Below are 13,052 nucleotides of genomic sequence, written 5' to 3' on the forward strand. Positions count from 1 at the left end.
AGGGGCGCTCCTGCGAGGGGAAGAGGTGGGAGACGCAATGGAAAAGGCAGCGGTCGCTTTTCTGCAAAGTCTCGAGCCGGAGCAGCTGCAGCTTGCCCAACACTCCTTCGACGAGCAACGCAAGGACTGGCACTTCGTGCCGCGAGATCGCAAAGGGCTGTCGCTCGAACGAATGGCATCCGAGCAGCATGCGCTTGCCTACGCTCTGCTGAGGCGGGGGCTCAGCGAGCAAGGGGTGCAAACGGTTGAAAATATTCGTAGCTTGGAGTCCATCTTGCAGGCGTTGGAAGGCCCGAGTCGCTTCTTTGAGCGAGATCCGGAAGACTATCACTTTTACGTTTTTGGAAATCCTAGCGACGACACGTGGGGATGGCGATTCGAGGGGCATCACGTGTCAATCAACGCGACTGTGGTGAAGGGGGAAGGTGTGTCGATGTCCCCACGCTTTCTAGGGGCAAATCCAGCAGAGGTGCCCAGTGGCGAGCGGAAAGGACTTCGTGCGTTGGCTGCGGAGGAAGACCTTGCATTCGCTCTGGCTGAAAGTTTCAGCGCGGAACAGCTGGCAAAAGCGGTTTTCCGTTCGAACGCTCCGCGCGATATCTTCACTGGCGCCCATCGTAAAGTCAGTCCCTTGCCGGTCGAAGGGATTGCGTATCCGGAGTTGGACACGGTTCAGCAATCCCGTTTGCGGGCGCTTCTCGAAGTCTATGTTTCGAAGGCGGAACGCGAGCTAGGTGAAGCGGTCTTGGCGGAGCTGGAGAATGGAGGCTGGGAACTTGTTCGATTTGGCTGGGCAGGGCCCGTGGATCGAGAGCAAGGCAACTACTATTATTTGCAAGGCGCCCGTTTTCTCATCGAGTACGACAATACGCAGAACGGAAACAACCATATCCACAGCGTTTGGCGGGAATTCGACGGAGACTTCGGCGAGGACTTGATCCAGTCGCATCGCCACCAGCACGCTCACTGACTTCCAATAGAAACACCTGTATCCAAATTATGATTAAGCAGCTCGCTCACCTTTGCTTTTTTTCCGAGAACGCCGAAGCCATGGTATCCTTTTACCGGGATAAGCTAGGATTGCCGATTGCCTTCGTCATGAACAACAGCGAGGGAGGCGCTCCCTTCGGCTGGTACATGGAATGCGGCAAGGATACTTTTATCGAGATCTTCGATCAGGAGGGCGCGGTTAAAGAGTGGGGAGGCGAGCTTGTTGCCTTGAAGGAAGGTGCGGCCTCTCGCTACCGCCACCTTTGCTTGGAAACGGAAGATATCGAGGCAGCCCGAAAGGAGTTGCTTGGCAAGGGAGTTGAGGTGACCGAAATAAAAATGGGGATCGACCACTCCTACCAGTGCTGGATCAAGGATGTGGACGGTAACGCCATCGAATTGATGATGTATACTGGCGATAGCCTGCAGTTCTCGAATAGTAGGTAAGGGAAATGCGGATACGTTGACGTATCACCAAGGGTTGCGGGCGTTCAGTTCGCTAACGATTTTTAGCTTTAGGGCGGTAGGGTCGATCGTGCCAACTTCGCTGTGCACGATTTCACCTTCTGGGTTGATGAGCACGGTGTAAGGCGCGACCCCTTGCCACTCAGGATTGAAGGCATCGATAAGCGGCGTTCTCTGGGCGGACGCAAATAGGTAGTTTTTGTTGGCGGCCTGCTTTTTCTTGAGGAAAGCGAGTACGCGATCCTTTTCGTCCGGTCGATTGAGCGATACGGAAACAAACTCGAACTCGCGGTGGCTGTACATGCGATCTATCTCTACGAACTCGTCGAATTCCGCTATGCAAGGGGCGCACCAAGTCGCCCAGAAATTTACGAGACGAAATTTGGCGGGTTGGTCGGGGCTGCCTTCGTTGGCGCGGAGAGCAGCAAGCGTCGCTGCGTCAGCCAATTCCACCGACACGGGGCGAGCGGCGAGCTTCTTCATGTAGTCTTCCACGAGGTGGCTTTTGCCTGCCCATTTGACGGAGCAGCCGACCACCTTGGTCTGGGCGATATCTGGTTGCTTGCCTGACAGTAGGGCATCGATGGCGTCTCGTACGTAATGAGTGGATACGTGTTCGATCCGTTCGGAGTCATCGATGGCTCCGACGTAGCGGAGTTTGCGTTCGGAGTCGAAGAGGAACGCGTGCGGAGTGACGAGTGGGCCGTATTGGCGGGACACGGATTCCGTATCGCCGTCGTAAAGGTAGGGGAAATTGAAGCCTCGCTCCTCTGCCTGGTCCTTCATTTCTTCGAACGAATCTGAACGTACCGCCCAACCTAACTCGTCGAGGCGAACGGAGTCGGGGTCGTTGGGACTGATGGCCACGAGGGCGACGCCTTTTTCTCGGTAGTCCGTCACCAAGTCCTTGATACGCTCCTCGTAGTACTGAGCGGTGGGGCAGTGGTTGCAGGTAAACAGTACGAGCAGGAGCTCCGCATCGGAAAAGTCACTGAGAGACCAGTCTTTACCGTCGACGCCCGGCAGCGTGAAATCGGGAGCTGGCGATCCGAGTTCCAGTGGCTGTGGATAGTCCTCGGCTGTTGAGAGTGCGGTGGCGGTGAGTAGGCAGAGCGCGGCGAAGATGGATTTGGGGTACATGGGGTAGGCGGTTCAGTTGTCAGTTTTGGATGCAGCGTTGAGCACCCGATAGAAAGCGGGTTTAGGCTGGAATTGGCGGTCGAAGAGCAGGGCGAAATTGGTGCGACCTCGAACGGGGAAATTATTCAACCAACTGGTCTTGTCGCTGATGCCCCAGAAGGTGACGCGCTCGATGTGCTCGGCTTCGGCCACGAGCATCTGGAAGATTTCCTCGTAGCGGAGGGCGAAACGGTGTTCTTCGCTAGACGGAAGCACTCCGTCAGGGAAGGGGTTGTTTTCCGAATTTGCGGTGAGCCTTTTGATATCGACGTCCGCGCCGAAAAAGCTGGAGCGACCCAGCAAATCGAGGTCGAGTTCGGTGATGTGCACTTTCGCTCCAGTGGATCCGAAGGCTCGGATGGAGGCAGCGATATCCTCCGTATCCGGATAATCCATCAGCCAGTGGCCTTGCATGCCAATACCGTCGATGCGGAGCCCCTTCGACTTGAAGTCTTTGACCATGGCCACGATGGCGTCGCGGCGGCCCGCATCGGTCATGTTGTAGTCGTTGTAGAGAAGCTTGGCATGGTGAGGAAGCACTTCGGAAGCGATGCGGAAGGCTTGTTCGGTAAAGTCGTCGCCGATGATTTGTTGGTACTTTGACTGACGCCAAGATCCGTCGGACATGATGGACTCGTTGACGACGTCCCAATAAAGGATGTGATCGCCCCACTTTTCGGCCATGAGGGTGGCTCGCTCGCGCATACGGGCGAGCAGCGCATCGCGGGTAAGGTCTTTGCCCGCCTCGTCTTGGTAGACCCACTCGGGAGTTTGGCTGTGCCAAAACAAGGTGTGCCCCACGAGAGCTTGGTTGTTGCTGGCTCCGTATTCAGTGAAGCTGTCGATTAGGTCGTAGTTTGATACTTCGGGGCTGGGGTTCATGTTACCCCATTTCATGCAGTTCTCGGGGGAGAGGCTGTTGAAGTGCTTTTCGACGATGGCGTATCCGGGATCCGAGGGATCTTGAAGCATGGAGTTGCTCAATGTCCCGCCTATGAGAAAGAGGCCTTCGAAGGCTTCGTGAAGGCTAGGAATCTCGTCGTTGGAAGCTTGGTTGCAGCTTGTGGCGGTAAGCGCGAGAGCGGCGAGCGTTGTTGTGGATGCGATTTGTCTAAAGTGGTTTCTAGGCATTTGGAGTTCTGCTCAGTTCTAGCTAAAGGGCTTGTCATGGCCAGCGTCTTCCCGGTCTTTCACTAGAGTTGAAAGGCTCGCCCCGCCTGTCGCTCAAAAAATCTGTAACTTCCGAACTTCGCCTCGTGTAGTCCGCGTCGAACCTTCCTCAATCCTTATGCCAAATTCCTACGTAATCGAGACTCGTGGCCTGACGAAACGCTATGGGGCTCAAACCGTGCTCGACGGAGTCGACCTCGCTTTGCCGGCGGGCGCAATTGGCTTGCTGGGACCGAACGGAGCCGGCAAGTCGACTTTCATCAAAAGTCTGCTGCAGCTGGAAGAGAAGGACAGCGGCAGCGTTCGCCTGCTGGGCAAGGACATCGACACCCACGGGCGCGAGACGCGGCGTCGCATCGGTTACGCTCCGGAGCAAGATTGCCACATCCCCGGAATGGTGGGTTGCGAATATGTGACCTACTGCGGGGAGTTGAGCGGGATGCCATTCGAGGCGGCTCGTCAAAGGGCGCATGAAATGCTGGATTTCGTGGGCATGGGCCAGGAGCGCTACCGGAAAGTGGATACGTATTCCACGGGCATGAAGCAGCGGATCAAGATCGCCCAGGCTTTGGTGCACGATCCGGATCTGGTCTTTCTTGACGAACCGACCAACGGCTTGGATCCCAAGGGGCAAGCTTTGATTCTGGAGTTGATCGAGCGCATCTGGAAGGAGTCGGGGATCAGCGTGGTGCTCTCTTCCCATCTGTTGCACGACGTTGACCGGATTTGCGATCGCATCGTGATTATCGCCCAGGGCAACGTCGTCGCCCACGATACTCTAGCTGCCCTCAAGGGGCGCCGCCGCCCGGAAGCGGAGGTGGTGGTGGCCGAATCCAAGGAATCTTTGATGGCGCTCTTTCGAAAACAGGGTTGGTCGTGCTCGGTTCTGAACAACGGCAACGTAAAGGTCGTGCACGGTCAGTCGTCCCTCAATCCATTGCTTGAGCTCATGAGAGCGGCGGGGATTTCGCCCTTGGAGGTTAAGGAAAGTCCGAACGCCCTTAGCGAGCTCTTCTTGCAGGCTCTCAATAAGGAGAGAGTCGCTGTATGAGGCATGCTTGGACTGCTCAGTATCGGCGTTGGGAAGGTGAGGGCGTTGGCGTGTGGCGGCGGCGGCTTTCCATCTCGCGCTACGGACTGCGACTTTGCCTATCGGGCAAGATCATAAAAATCTTCTTGGTCCTCGCCTTTGCCCAGACCCTGCTGCTTGGCGGCGTGTTTTTTCTCTTCGGCCAGCTTGTGGCGCCGGAGAGCGCCCTGCTCGGGTGGTTGGAAAGCATCGGAGGCGAGCAGATGGTACGGGTCATTAGCGGTCTAAGCTCATGGGCGCTCCTGTATCCGGAAATCTGCGTCGACGGCGTTTATCGGGTGATGTTCTACCTGCTGACGTTCAGCGGACCGTTCTTGTCCATGATCATCGTGGCGCTCTTCGTGCACCGGCTCATCGCCAACGATTTGGCGAGCAATGCGATTGTCATCTATAACAGCAAGGCATTGACGCGTTGGGACTACTTGATCGGGAAGTTCCTGATAGTGGCGACCATCCTGTCGGTGGTCTGGATCTTGCCGGTGGTGGTATCCTGGCTGTTGGGCAATTTTCTTTCTCCGGATTGGTCCTTTTTCTATCACTCGTTCCCGTCTCTGTTGCGGGGGCTCGTCATTGGAGGGGTTGCGGTGGTCTCGCTGAGTTGCCTCGCTTTGCTGGTCTCTTCGCTAGCGAAGAAGACAGGCGCTGCGGTGGCCTACTGGATTTTGGGCTGGTTTTCCTTTGGCGTGGTAGCGAGCGTGGCGAGCATCGCGCATCCAGCTCTCAACTACATCAGCCCCACGCAGTCGATCTACGCATTGTCGGCAGGTGTCTATCGAATGCTTGATCTCGTTACGGATGCGCAGGATATGCTACCTTTCTTTGGTGGGTTCTTCAATACGATGAGCGATGGAAACGATCCGGCGGATTTGCCGATCGGCAATGGGGAGATCTTGTTGCCGCTCGTATCGCTGGCCGTCTATTGCGTGATTTCGGTCGTGGTCGTTAGCAGGAGGGTGAAGGCGTGATGAATGCGATTGTGAAGGCGGAAGAGCTGAGCTGCTTCTATGGAATCGTGCTCGGACTGAACAATGTCAGCTTCGAAATACCGGCGGGGATCACGGGACTGGTAGGCCCCAACGGGGCGGGCAAAAGCACTTTGATCAAGTTGATCACCGGCCAGCTGGCGCCTTCGTCCGGGCGACTGAGTGTTTTCGGTGAGCGTCCGCGCAACAATCCCAAGTTGCTGGGGCAGCTTGGTTATTGCCCGGAGCGAGAGCAATTGCCCAAGGATCTGCGTCCGGTGGCATGGCTGCGCGCTTTGGCGTCGGTTTCCGGCACGCCGTGGCGAGATACGAAGGCGGTGGCCGAGAAAGCGTTGATCCGTTCCCGGCTTGGCAAGGAGCATTGGAAGAAGCGAATCGGCACCTACTCGAAAGGCATGAAGCAGCGGGTGAAGTTGGCTCAGTCGATCATGCACGACCCTAAGCTCATCGTATTGGACGAGCCCATGAACGGTTTAGACCCGATGGGAAGAGCCGAGTTTGGGGAGATTTTGCGGGAGCTGAACGAGCAGGGAACCAGTATCGTCGTCTCCAGCCACATCTTGCACGAGCTGGAGTTCCTCTGCAGCGGCTTTGTGATGCTGAATTGGGGACGGGTGCTAGCCTCGGGGAGTCAGATTGATATTCGCAAGACGGTCGTGGAGTGGTCGGATGAAATTTCGGTTCGCTGTTCCGATCCGCGACTCCTGGCGGCGCACCTGCAGGAGCAAGGCCTATTGCGAGGATTCTTGGCGGACGGCCAGGACCTGACGATTTGGGTCAACGAGCCAGAGTCTTTCCTTGCCCATTGGCCGAAGCTGTTCTCCGGCTGCGACTGCGAAATCTTTGAAATGAGAAACAAGAACCAGGCGCTTTCCAGCATATTTGAAAGGATGACACGATGAGCGGCCAACCTCCGGGAAAAGCTAGGTTTGGAGCGATGAAAGGGTTGCTTTACATGCGTATCCAAGAACTTATGACGGCTGGTTCGACCGTTCGTTTCGGCCTCATATTCGTGATCTGCTTCGGTCTTTTCCTGTTGATCGGTTTGGATCCAGAGGGCGTAGGAGCGCGTTACGAAGGCTTTGTCGCTGGCGTTTTCGCCCTCAAGTTTCTGCCGGTCTTCTGTCTTACCAAAGGCGGGGAAACCTTGCGAAGCGAGTTGAAGGACGGAACGATCGAGTACCTGTGGGTGCGGCCAGCGAGCAAGGCGGAGCTTTACCTCGGTTTTGTATGCAGCAGCTATCTCGGCATCCTTGCCTTGATCGTTCCAGCCCTTCTGGGAATCAGCTTGGCAGGCTTGGCCATGGGAGCAGTCTCGTTCGGCGGTCTCCTTTCGCTTTGGATCTCGGTGCTAACTGCGATCGCCAGCTTTACGGCCATTTCGGGAGCGATCAGCTCTTTCTCCTCAAAGTTCGTGGTGCTCGGCATTTTCTACTATTCCTTCGTGGAATTGGGCCTTGGATCCATACCCAATGGGGTGCAGCGACTGGCGGTGAGCTTCCACACGCGTACTTTGTTAAACGGTTTCAGTACTGGAGGAGCGAACTTCAGTCTCGAATCGTTCGCTTGGATACTGGGGACGGGATTCGTCGCCTTGGCCCTGGGGACTGTCATTTTCAGCCAGTCTCGCTATGGGGTCGGAGGCGAGAAGGAGGCCTAGGCTGTGGCGGACCCAGTGGTCGCATTTCGTCCAGGAATAAATATTTTTCGTAACCAAACTGCCACGAGGAGTGAATCCTTGGCAACAAACGCATTACCAAAATGATAAAGAAACAATTTTGCATTCTACTCGCCGGGGCGGCAGCGGCTGCCAGTTTGCTCACGGCGGCGCCGCTCGTTAAATCTGAAATTGCGAAGGACGCTAAGTGGTTGGCCCATATCGACATGGAGGGAGTTCTCGAATCTTCCTTCAGCGAGATTGGGGTTGCCAAGCTGAAGGAAGCGATCGCGGCGGCCAACAAGGAGAAGATCACGGTCGATGTGGATTTGGTCCTCTCCGAGGTCAAGTCGCTCACGGCTTATGGAGCCAGTTTTGCGGAAACCGCAGCGAATGAAAGCGTCATCATTCTGAAGACGGGCGACCGTCTGCAGGCAATTTTCGAAGGGCTTGTCGCCCATCAGGAACTGGAAAGCGGACAGAGTCCGCTCAAGCGGGTGGAGGGGAAACCGTACCAAACCTTCTTGCTGGAGGATGAACTCTACCTCGCTTTCCCCAACAAGAACTACGCGATCGCTGGCAAGAGTTTCCAGCGCATCGAAATGGCTTACGAAGTGATCGAGGGCAAGGCGGAGAGCCTGGAGGACGTCGATCAGAAGCTGGTCCTCAACGAGGATGCCGGATTTTTCCTTCTCGTCACCGCTAACGGTATCGACAGCTTGAAGAACGTTCCGCCGCAAGCTCGCATGTTGCAAAAGACGAAGGGCGGACAGCTGTCGATCGGAGAGAACGAAGGCGAGTTCCGGGCAAATGTGATCCTCACCACTGAAGGGCCTAAGATTTCGATGCAGCTTTCGCAAATCGTACGCGGATTGCTGGCGCTTGCTTCCTTCACTCAAGTGGAGAACCAGAGCATGATGGAAGTGGTCGACAGCGTGGACGTTCAGCAGGGGGAAGATTTCGTGTCGCTCGATTTCCGCTACCCGGTCGACAAGCTCATGAACCTGATCGGAACTGCGGTCGAGTTGATGGATGGACACGAGCGCGGGCCCGAGGGGGATCACACCTCGTCAGCGGCCGACGCGTCCGCCGAACCGGCTCAGCTCGGGATGTTAGCCTTAGCTGGACATGACAAGTAATCTGGTATTTTCTCTTCCTCCTCAAGCGACCGTGACCGGCTCCGTGACAAACGTCGATACCGCACAAGCCATTCCTTCCGGGAATGGAATCGATCGCGCTGGATTTGCGGCGCTGGTGGATGAACATCAGGACAAGCTGAGAAACTTCCTTTTCCGCTACACTCGCAACCGGCAGGATGCGGAAGACTTGACCCAAGACACCTTCGTCAAGGCCTTCCGAAACATCCATCGCTACGACAGCAAGTACAGCTTTTCCACCTGGCTCTACACCATTGCGAGACGTACCGCCTACAACCACTTCCGGGACAGCAAGCCCACTGAAGCGCTTGAGTACGATATCGTCGAGTCTTCGGACACTCCGGACGTCGAAGCCTCCCGCGAAGACGAGAAAAGCTGGGTCTGGCAAGCTGCCGACCGCTTGAAGCCCGATTTTCGCGAGGCGCTCAGCCTGAAGTATATCGATGACCTCTCGATCGAGGAGATCTCGAAGATCATGGGGAAGTCGCAAACCAACGTTAAAATCATCCTTTTCCGAGCGCGCAACCAGCTCAAGAAGTTGCGCCATATCGAAAACCCGAGGAAACCCTAATGAAGACCTCAATCTACAGACTTTTGATCAATTGGTACCAAGCTTCGGACAAGAAATTGCCCGCATGGCTGGAGCGTGCTTGCCAAAACGTTCCCGCGCTTTCGGACGAGAAGTCCTTTGGCGACGAGCTGACGCGCGAGCTTCGCAGTCGTCCAGAAGCCTTCGATTCCATGGGCGGCGAGAGCATGACCTCTCGAGTGCTCCGGCAAATCGCTGAGGAGGACTACGAGGAATCCCGGGATAGCCAAGCTTCGCCGGTATTCGGAGCCTGGGTACGCAATGCCGGTTTGGCTATGGCGGCCTTGGCGGTCGCATTTGCGGGGTATCGGTTCTTGGATACGAAGTCCGAAATCGCAGATGGAGGGGAAATTGCAGTCGTAACCCCAGATCAAACGGCAACCGATGGTTTGCTTGAGATCGCGGAAGACTGGAAGAATCCGCTCGATCAGGAAATCGAATACATCGTATCCGATGCCAAAGGAGCGCTCGGGTTTCTTGCCAACAACTTCGTGCCCTCCAGCTATTTGAAGGAAGAGGCCTGAGGGTCAGGGGACGAGCAGCGCTTCGCTCCGCTTAAATTGATGCTTTCCATAAAGCTCTCAGCCGCTAAGGTTTAGCTTATGGCTACGATTCTTGTTACGGGCGCCAGTCGAGGGATTGGCTTGGAGTTAGCATGCCAGCACGCGGAAGCGGGCGATTCCGTCATCGCGACCTGCCGGGATCCGGATACCGCGAACGCCTTGAATCACCTGAGCCAGAGTTTCGACAATGTGGAAGTGGAGGCTTTGGACGTTGTGGATCCATTGACGATCTTGTCGCTGGCGAGCCTGATCTCCAAACGTGGCGACAAGGTAGACATCCTTTACAGCAACGCTGGAATGGCGGTAGCTGAAGCCTTTGGAGAATGGACCGCTGACGCTTTTTCCGCTACGCTGGAGACCAACGTGGTCGGTTGCGCCATGATCCTTCAAGGCTTTGCCAAGGTCATGGCGCAGGGAGGAAAAATCGTCAATGTATCCTCCAAAATGGGCTCCTTCGAATTTATGGGCAACCTTGCGGGCGAGTTGACCAGCTATGCAGTCAGCAAGTCCGCTCTCAATATGCTCGTGAGGCAATCCGCTCCGTCGCTCAAATCCCAGGGGGTGCTGTCCGTTGCCTTGAGTCCAGGTTGGGTCAAGACGGACATGGGAGGGCAAGAGGCGGACCTTACGGTTACGGAATCAGTCGAGGCGATCAGGAAAACGGTCTCCGAACTGAGCTTGGAGGACGCGGGCAAGTTTATCGATTACACAGGAGAAGAGATTCCTTGGTAGTCTAGGGCATTTTTTGTAATGGCAGTCCAACTACAGCCTAAATCGAACTCCCGAAACGTTGCGGGTGTCTCCATGGCGCCCATGATAGATATGGTTTTCTTGCTGCTGGTCTTTTTCATGACCGCGAGCGCCATGTCGCAAGCAGGAAGCAAACGAGAGTTGGAGTTGCCGGATTCTCCTCAAGCGAAGGTCGCTCAGGACTTTTCCGGACGGATTATCGTCAGTATCGACGAGTTCGGACAGGCCTACTTGGGAAACCAAGCAGTGGAGATGCTTGAGCTTTCTGAGGCGTTGTCCACTTTTAGTGAAGAAACCAGCAAGCCTAAGTTAACGATTCGAGCCTCCAAGGAAACGCCCTTTTCAGCAATCAAGGCAACGATGAGGATCGCGGCAGCGGCCGGAATCAGCGACTATTTGTATGCGACCTATCAAGTGGGAGGCAACTGAGTCAGCATGGCGGTAAGCGTTAAGAGAGGGGCGCCGAGGACGGAAGCGAGCGAATTGCCGATCGCGCCGATGATCGATGTGGTGTTCCTCTTGCTCGTCTATTTTATGGTGAGCTCTAGCATCCAGAAGCAAGAGGCAGATATCGGCTTTTCGTTGCCTGCCGTTGTGAAAACAAGCGAACCCGTGTCCTTTCCGGATGAGCAGGTCATCGAGATCGACGCGGAGGGAAGGGCGTGGGTGAACGGCTATGCCTACGACGATCCAGAGGAAGCGAGCTATCTTAAGTTGGCCCAGATGCTTTCCCGCTATCGAGAAGGCGCGCAGGCTTCGCAAAGCTCCGCTCGCGTGACGATCGCTCCCTCGGATTCGACTCCGCACCAAATGGTCGTGCGGGTTATGGACGCCTGCCAATTGGCGGGGCTGGAGTCGGTCAGCTTCGCGGTCGAGTAGGTTGCTGGGGAGAGTCTATCAGAGGACCTTCGAATCGCTCGCGTGATTTGATGGATCAGCCTGTAGCGGAAGCCGCAAGGCTTTCGGTGGTGTGTTGCTCGAAATGTTTCTGCCGGCACGGGCGAACTTTCCTGTTGCTAAACGCCAGTCGATGCAAAGCCTACGCAGCATGGCGAAAAAAGCTCAAGCGACTTGGGGTGGACGTTTTTCGAAAGGGCCAGCGGAACTGATGCTGGCCTTCGGCGAATCTGTGTCTTTCGACAAACGTCTGGCTCCCTACGATATCGAAGTAAACAAGGCGCACACCGCCATGCTTCAGCACATCGGTTTGCTCACCAAGAAGGAGTTGCGAGAAATCCACAAGGGATTGGATGTGCTCAGCAAGCAGATCGCCAAGGGCGAGATCGAGTGGAAAGCGGAGTTTGAAGATGTTCACATGAACATCGAGCAAGCCCTGACCAAGATCACCCCAGCGGCCGCTAAGATGCATACGGCCCGCAGCCGCAACGATCAGGTCGCTACTGATGTGCGTCTCTTTTTCAAGGACGCCTGCTCCCAATTGATCGCCAAGCTCGAAACCTTGCTGAAGGCGATCTTGGAAGTCGCAGAGAAAAACCAGGATGTATTTATTCCTGGATACACGCACTTGCAGCGTGCCCAACCGGTATCAGTCGCTCATCACTTGCTCGCCTACGTCGAAATGTTCGGTCGCGATATCAAGCGTTTCCAGGACGTAGCGGAGAACGCAAACTGGTGCCCGCTCGGTTCAGGCGCGATCGCGGGCACGACGCTGCCCATCGACCGCGAGTTTACGGCCAAGGCTCTCGGCTTCGTTAACGCACGCGGCAAAGCTCAAGTAACCCGCAATTCGATGGATTCGGTAGCCGATCGGGATCTCTTCCTGGACTTCGCGCACGCTTGCTCGGTCACCGCTACCCACATCTCTCGCGTCGCGGAGGACGTCATCATTTGGAACTCTTCGGAATTTGGATACGTCGAGCTGCCGGACGCCTTCTGCACTGGTTCCAGCTTGATGCCGCAAAAGAAGAATCCGGACTCGCTGGAAATCTTGCGCGGCAAGTCGGGTCGCATCGTTGGCAATCAGCAGTCTCTCTTCGTTATGGTGAAGGGACTGCCGCTTACTTACAATCGGGATCTGCAGGAGGATAAACCGCAAGTGTTTGACAGCTTCGATCAGCTTTCGATTAGTCTCGACGTACTTTCCGGCACCTTGGAAGGAATGGCCTTCCGTCCGAAAAAGTGCGCAGCTGCGGTTTCTGACCCTGCCTTGTTGGCCACGGACCTAGCAGACTATCTGGTCTTGCGCGGAGTGGCTTTCCGAGATGCTCACCACGTCGTCGGCGGCCTTGTCGCTCTCGCGGAAAAGCTCGATTGCCCATTGCACGAAGTGCCGGATGAAAAAGCCAAGGCATTGCATCCAAAAATTGGAGACGATTGGGTTGAGGTTTTCGACCTGCAACGAGCGATGAAGGCTCGCGAAGGAACGGGAATGCCAGGGCCCAAGCAGATTCGCAAGCAGCTCGCCAGCTGGAAGAAGCAGCTCGGGTAGTTTCCGAAGA

The 13,052-nt window shown here is 55.8% G+C and carries 15 protein-coding genes; 13 read left to right on the forward strand and 2 right to left on the reverse strand.

Annotated features, from left to right (window positions below):
* Positions 1 to 37 precede the first annotated feature (37 nt).
* Complete coding sequence (locus tag IEN85_RS07910; RefSeq protein WP_191616540.1) at positions 38 to 970, forward strand: DUF3500 domain-containing protein; 933 nt, start codon at positions 38 to 40, stop codon at positions 968 to 970.
* Between the two features lie 29 nt (positions 971 to 999).
* Positions 1,000 to 1,437, forward strand: coding sequence for a VOC family protein (locus tag IEN85_RS07915; protein ID WP_191616541.1), 438 nt, complete (start codon positions 1,000 to 1,002; stop codon positions 1,435 to 1,437).
* A gap of 24 nt (positions 1,438 to 1,461) precedes the next feature.
* On the opposite strand, the gene IEN85_RS07920 is transcribed toward IEN85_RS07915, so the two are convergent.
* Together IEN85_RS07920 and IEN85_RS07925 are read right to left on the reverse strand one after the other, a co-directional pair.
* A complete protein-coding gene (locus IEN85_RS07920) occupies positions 1,462 to 2,595 on the reverse strand; it encodes a redoxin domain-containing protein (protein WP_191616542.1) in 1,134 nt (377 codons plus the stop codon).
* Between the two features lie 12 nt (positions 2,596 to 2,607).
* Complete coding sequence (locus tag IEN85_RS07925) at positions 2,608 to 3,765, reverse strand: endo-1,4-beta-xylanase (protein WP_191616543.1); 1,158 nt, start codon at positions 3,763 to 3,765, stop codon at positions 2,608 to 2,610.
* 157 nt (positions 3,766 to 3,922) lie between these two features.
* Here IEN85_RS07925 and IEN85_RS07930 point away from each other — a divergent pair, with 157 nt between their 5' ends.
* The 11 genes from IEN85_RS07930 (at position 3,923) to argH (ending at position 13,042) form a co-directional block, all read left to right on the forward strand.
* Positions 3,923 to 4,855, forward strand: coding sequence for an ABC transporter ATP-binding protein (locus IEN85_RS07930; protein WP_191616544.1), 933 nt, complete (start codon positions 3,923 to 3,925; stop codon positions 4,853 to 4,855).
* The gene (locus IEN85_RS07935; RefSeq protein WP_191616545.1) at positions 4,852 to 5,859 is read left to right on the forward strand and encodes an ABC transporter permease; all 1,008 of its coding nucleotides are present in this window, start codon (positions 4,852 to 4,854) and stop codon (positions 5,857 to 5,859) included. The genes IEN85_RS07930 and IEN85_RS07935 overlap by 4 nt, the downstream gene beginning before the upstream one ends.
* On the forward strand, positions 5,859 to 6,779 hold the full coding sequence (locus tag IEN85_RS07940; protein ID WP_224772521.1) for an ABC transporter ATP-binding protein: 921 nt from the start codon (positions 5,859 to 5,861) through the stop codon (positions 6,777 to 6,779). Before IEN85_RS07935 ends, IEN85_RS07940 begins: the two co-directional genes overlap by 1 nt.
* Before the next feature lie 35 nt (positions 6,780 to 6,814).
* A complete protein-coding gene (locus IEN85_RS07945) occupies positions 6,815 to 7,537 on the forward strand; it encodes a hypothetical protein (protein WP_191616547.1) in 723 nt (240 codons plus the stop codon).
* 101 nt (positions 7,538 to 7,638) lie between these two features.
* A complete protein-coding gene (locus IEN85_RS07950) occupies positions 7,639 to 8,673 on the forward strand; it encodes a hypothetical protein (protein WP_191616548.1) in 1,035 nt (344 codons plus the stop codon).
* Positions 8,663 to 9,262, forward strand: a complete 600-nt coding sequence (locus IEN85_RS07955; RefSeq protein WP_191616549.1) for an RNA polymerase sigma factor — start codon at positions 8,663 to 8,665, stop codon at positions 9,260 to 9,262. Before IEN85_RS07950 ends, IEN85_RS07955 begins: the two co-directional genes overlap by 11 nt.
* A complete protein-coding gene (locus tag IEN85_RS07960; protein WP_191616550.1) occupies positions 9,262 to 9,804 on the forward strand; it encodes a hypothetical protein in 543 nt (180 codons plus the stop codon). The genes IEN85_RS07955 and IEN85_RS07960 overlap by 1 nt, the downstream gene beginning before the upstream one ends.
* Before the next feature lie 78 nt (positions 9,805 to 9,882).
* Positions 9,883 to 10,575, forward strand: a complete 693-nt coding sequence (locus IEN85_RS07965; protein ID WP_191616551.1) for an SDR family oxidoreductase — start codon at positions 9,883 to 9,885, stop codon at positions 10,573 to 10,575.
* 18 nt (positions 10,576 to 10,593) lie between these two features.
* Complete coding sequence (locus IEN85_RS07970) at positions 10,594 to 11,022, forward strand: ExbD/TolR family protein (RefSeq protein WP_191616552.1); 429 nt, start codon at positions 10,594 to 10,596, stop codon at positions 11,020 to 11,022.
* Positions 11,023 to 11,028: 6 nt separating this feature from the next.
* Positions 11,029 to 11,472: an ExbD/TolR family protein gene (locus tag IEN85_RS07975; protein ID WP_191616553.1), complete on the forward strand. Its 444-nt coding sequence runs from the start codon at positions 11,029 to 11,031 to the stop codon at positions 11,470 to 11,472.
* Between the two features lie 169 nt (positions 11,473 to 11,641).
* Positions 11,642 to 13,042 carry an argininosuccinate lyase gene (argH, locus tag IEN85_RS07980; RefSeq protein ID WP_191616554.1) on the forward strand — a complete coding sequence of 467 codons (1,401 nt, stop codon included), beginning with the start codon at positions 11,642 to 11,644 and terminating at the stop codon, positions 13,040 to 13,042.
* Positions 13,043 to 13,052: the final 10 nt, after the last annotated feature.

Source organism: Pelagicoccus enzymogenes, assembly GCF_014803405.1.
Taxonomy (GTDB): domain Bacteria; phylum Verrucomicrobiota; class Verrucomicrobiia; order Opitutales; family Opitutaceae; genus Pelagicoccus; species Pelagicoccus enzymogenes.

What these genes read in the sequence shown, in the direction of transcription:
- IEN85_RS07935 (WP_191616545.1), top strand. Translation starts at nt 4,852, where the DNA reads ATGAGGCATGCTTGGACTGCTCAGTATCGGCGTTGGGAAGGTGAGGGC.
- argH (WP_191616554.1), top strand. Translation starts at nt 11,642, where the DNA reads ATGGCGAAAAAAGCTCAAGCGACTTGGGGTGGACGTTTTTCGAAAGGG.
- IEN85_RS07915 (WP_191616541.1), top strand. Translation starts at nt 1,000, where the DNA reads ATGATTAAGCAGCTCGCTCACCTTTGCTTTTTTTCCGAGAACGCCGAA.
- IEN85_RS07925 (WP_191616543.1), bottom strand. Translation starts at nt 3,765, where the DNA reads ATGCCTAGAAACCACTTTAGACAAATCGCATCCACAACAACGCTCGCC.
- IEN85_RS07945 (WP_191616547.1), top strand. Translation starts at nt 6,815, where the DNA reads ATGAAAGGGTTGCTTTACATGCGTATCCAAGAACTTATGACGGCTGGT.
- IEN85_RS07965 (WP_191616551.1), top strand. Translation starts at nt 9,883, where the DNA reads ATGGCTACGATTCTTGTTACGGGCGCCAGTCGAGGGATTGGCTTGGAG.
- IEN85_RS07970 (WP_191616552.1), top strand. Translation starts at nt 10,594, where the DNA reads ATGGCAGTCCAACTACAGCCTAAATCGAACTCCCGAAACGTTGCGGGT.
- IEN85_RS07910 (WP_191616540.1), top strand. Translation starts at nt 38, where the DNA reads ATGGAAAAGGCAGCGGTCGCTTTTCTGCAAAGTCTCGAGCCGGAGCAG.
- IEN85_RS07930 (WP_191616544.1), top strand. Translation starts at nt 3,923, where the DNA reads ATGCCAAATTCCTACGTAATCGAGACTCGTGGCCTGACGAAACGCTAT.
- IEN85_RS07955 (WP_191616549.1), top strand. Translation starts at nt 8,663, where the DNA reads ATGACAAGTAATCTGGTATTTTCTCTTCCTCCTCAAGCGACCGTGACC.
- IEN85_RS07960 (WP_191616550.1), top strand. Translation starts at nt 9,262, where the DNA reads ATGAAGACCTCAATCTACAGACTTTTGATCAATTGGTACCAAGCTTCG.
- IEN85_RS07940 (WP_224772521.1), top strand. Translation starts at nt 5,859, where the DNA reads ATGAATGCGATTGTGAAGGCGGAAGAGCTGAGCTGCTTCTATGGAATC.
- IEN85_RS07950 (WP_191616548.1), top strand. Translation starts at nt 7,639, where the DNA reads ATGATAAAGAAACAATTTTGCATTCTACTCGCCGGGGCGGCAGCGGCT.
- IEN85_RS07920 (WP_191616542.1), bottom strand. Translation starts at nt 2,595, where the DNA reads ATGTACCCCAAATCCATCTTCGCCGCGCTCTGCCTACTCACCGCCACC.
- IEN85_RS07975 (WP_191616553.1), top strand. Translation starts at nt 11,029, where the DNA reads ATGGCGGTAAGCGTTAAGAGAGGGGCGCCGAGGACGGAAGCGAGCGAA.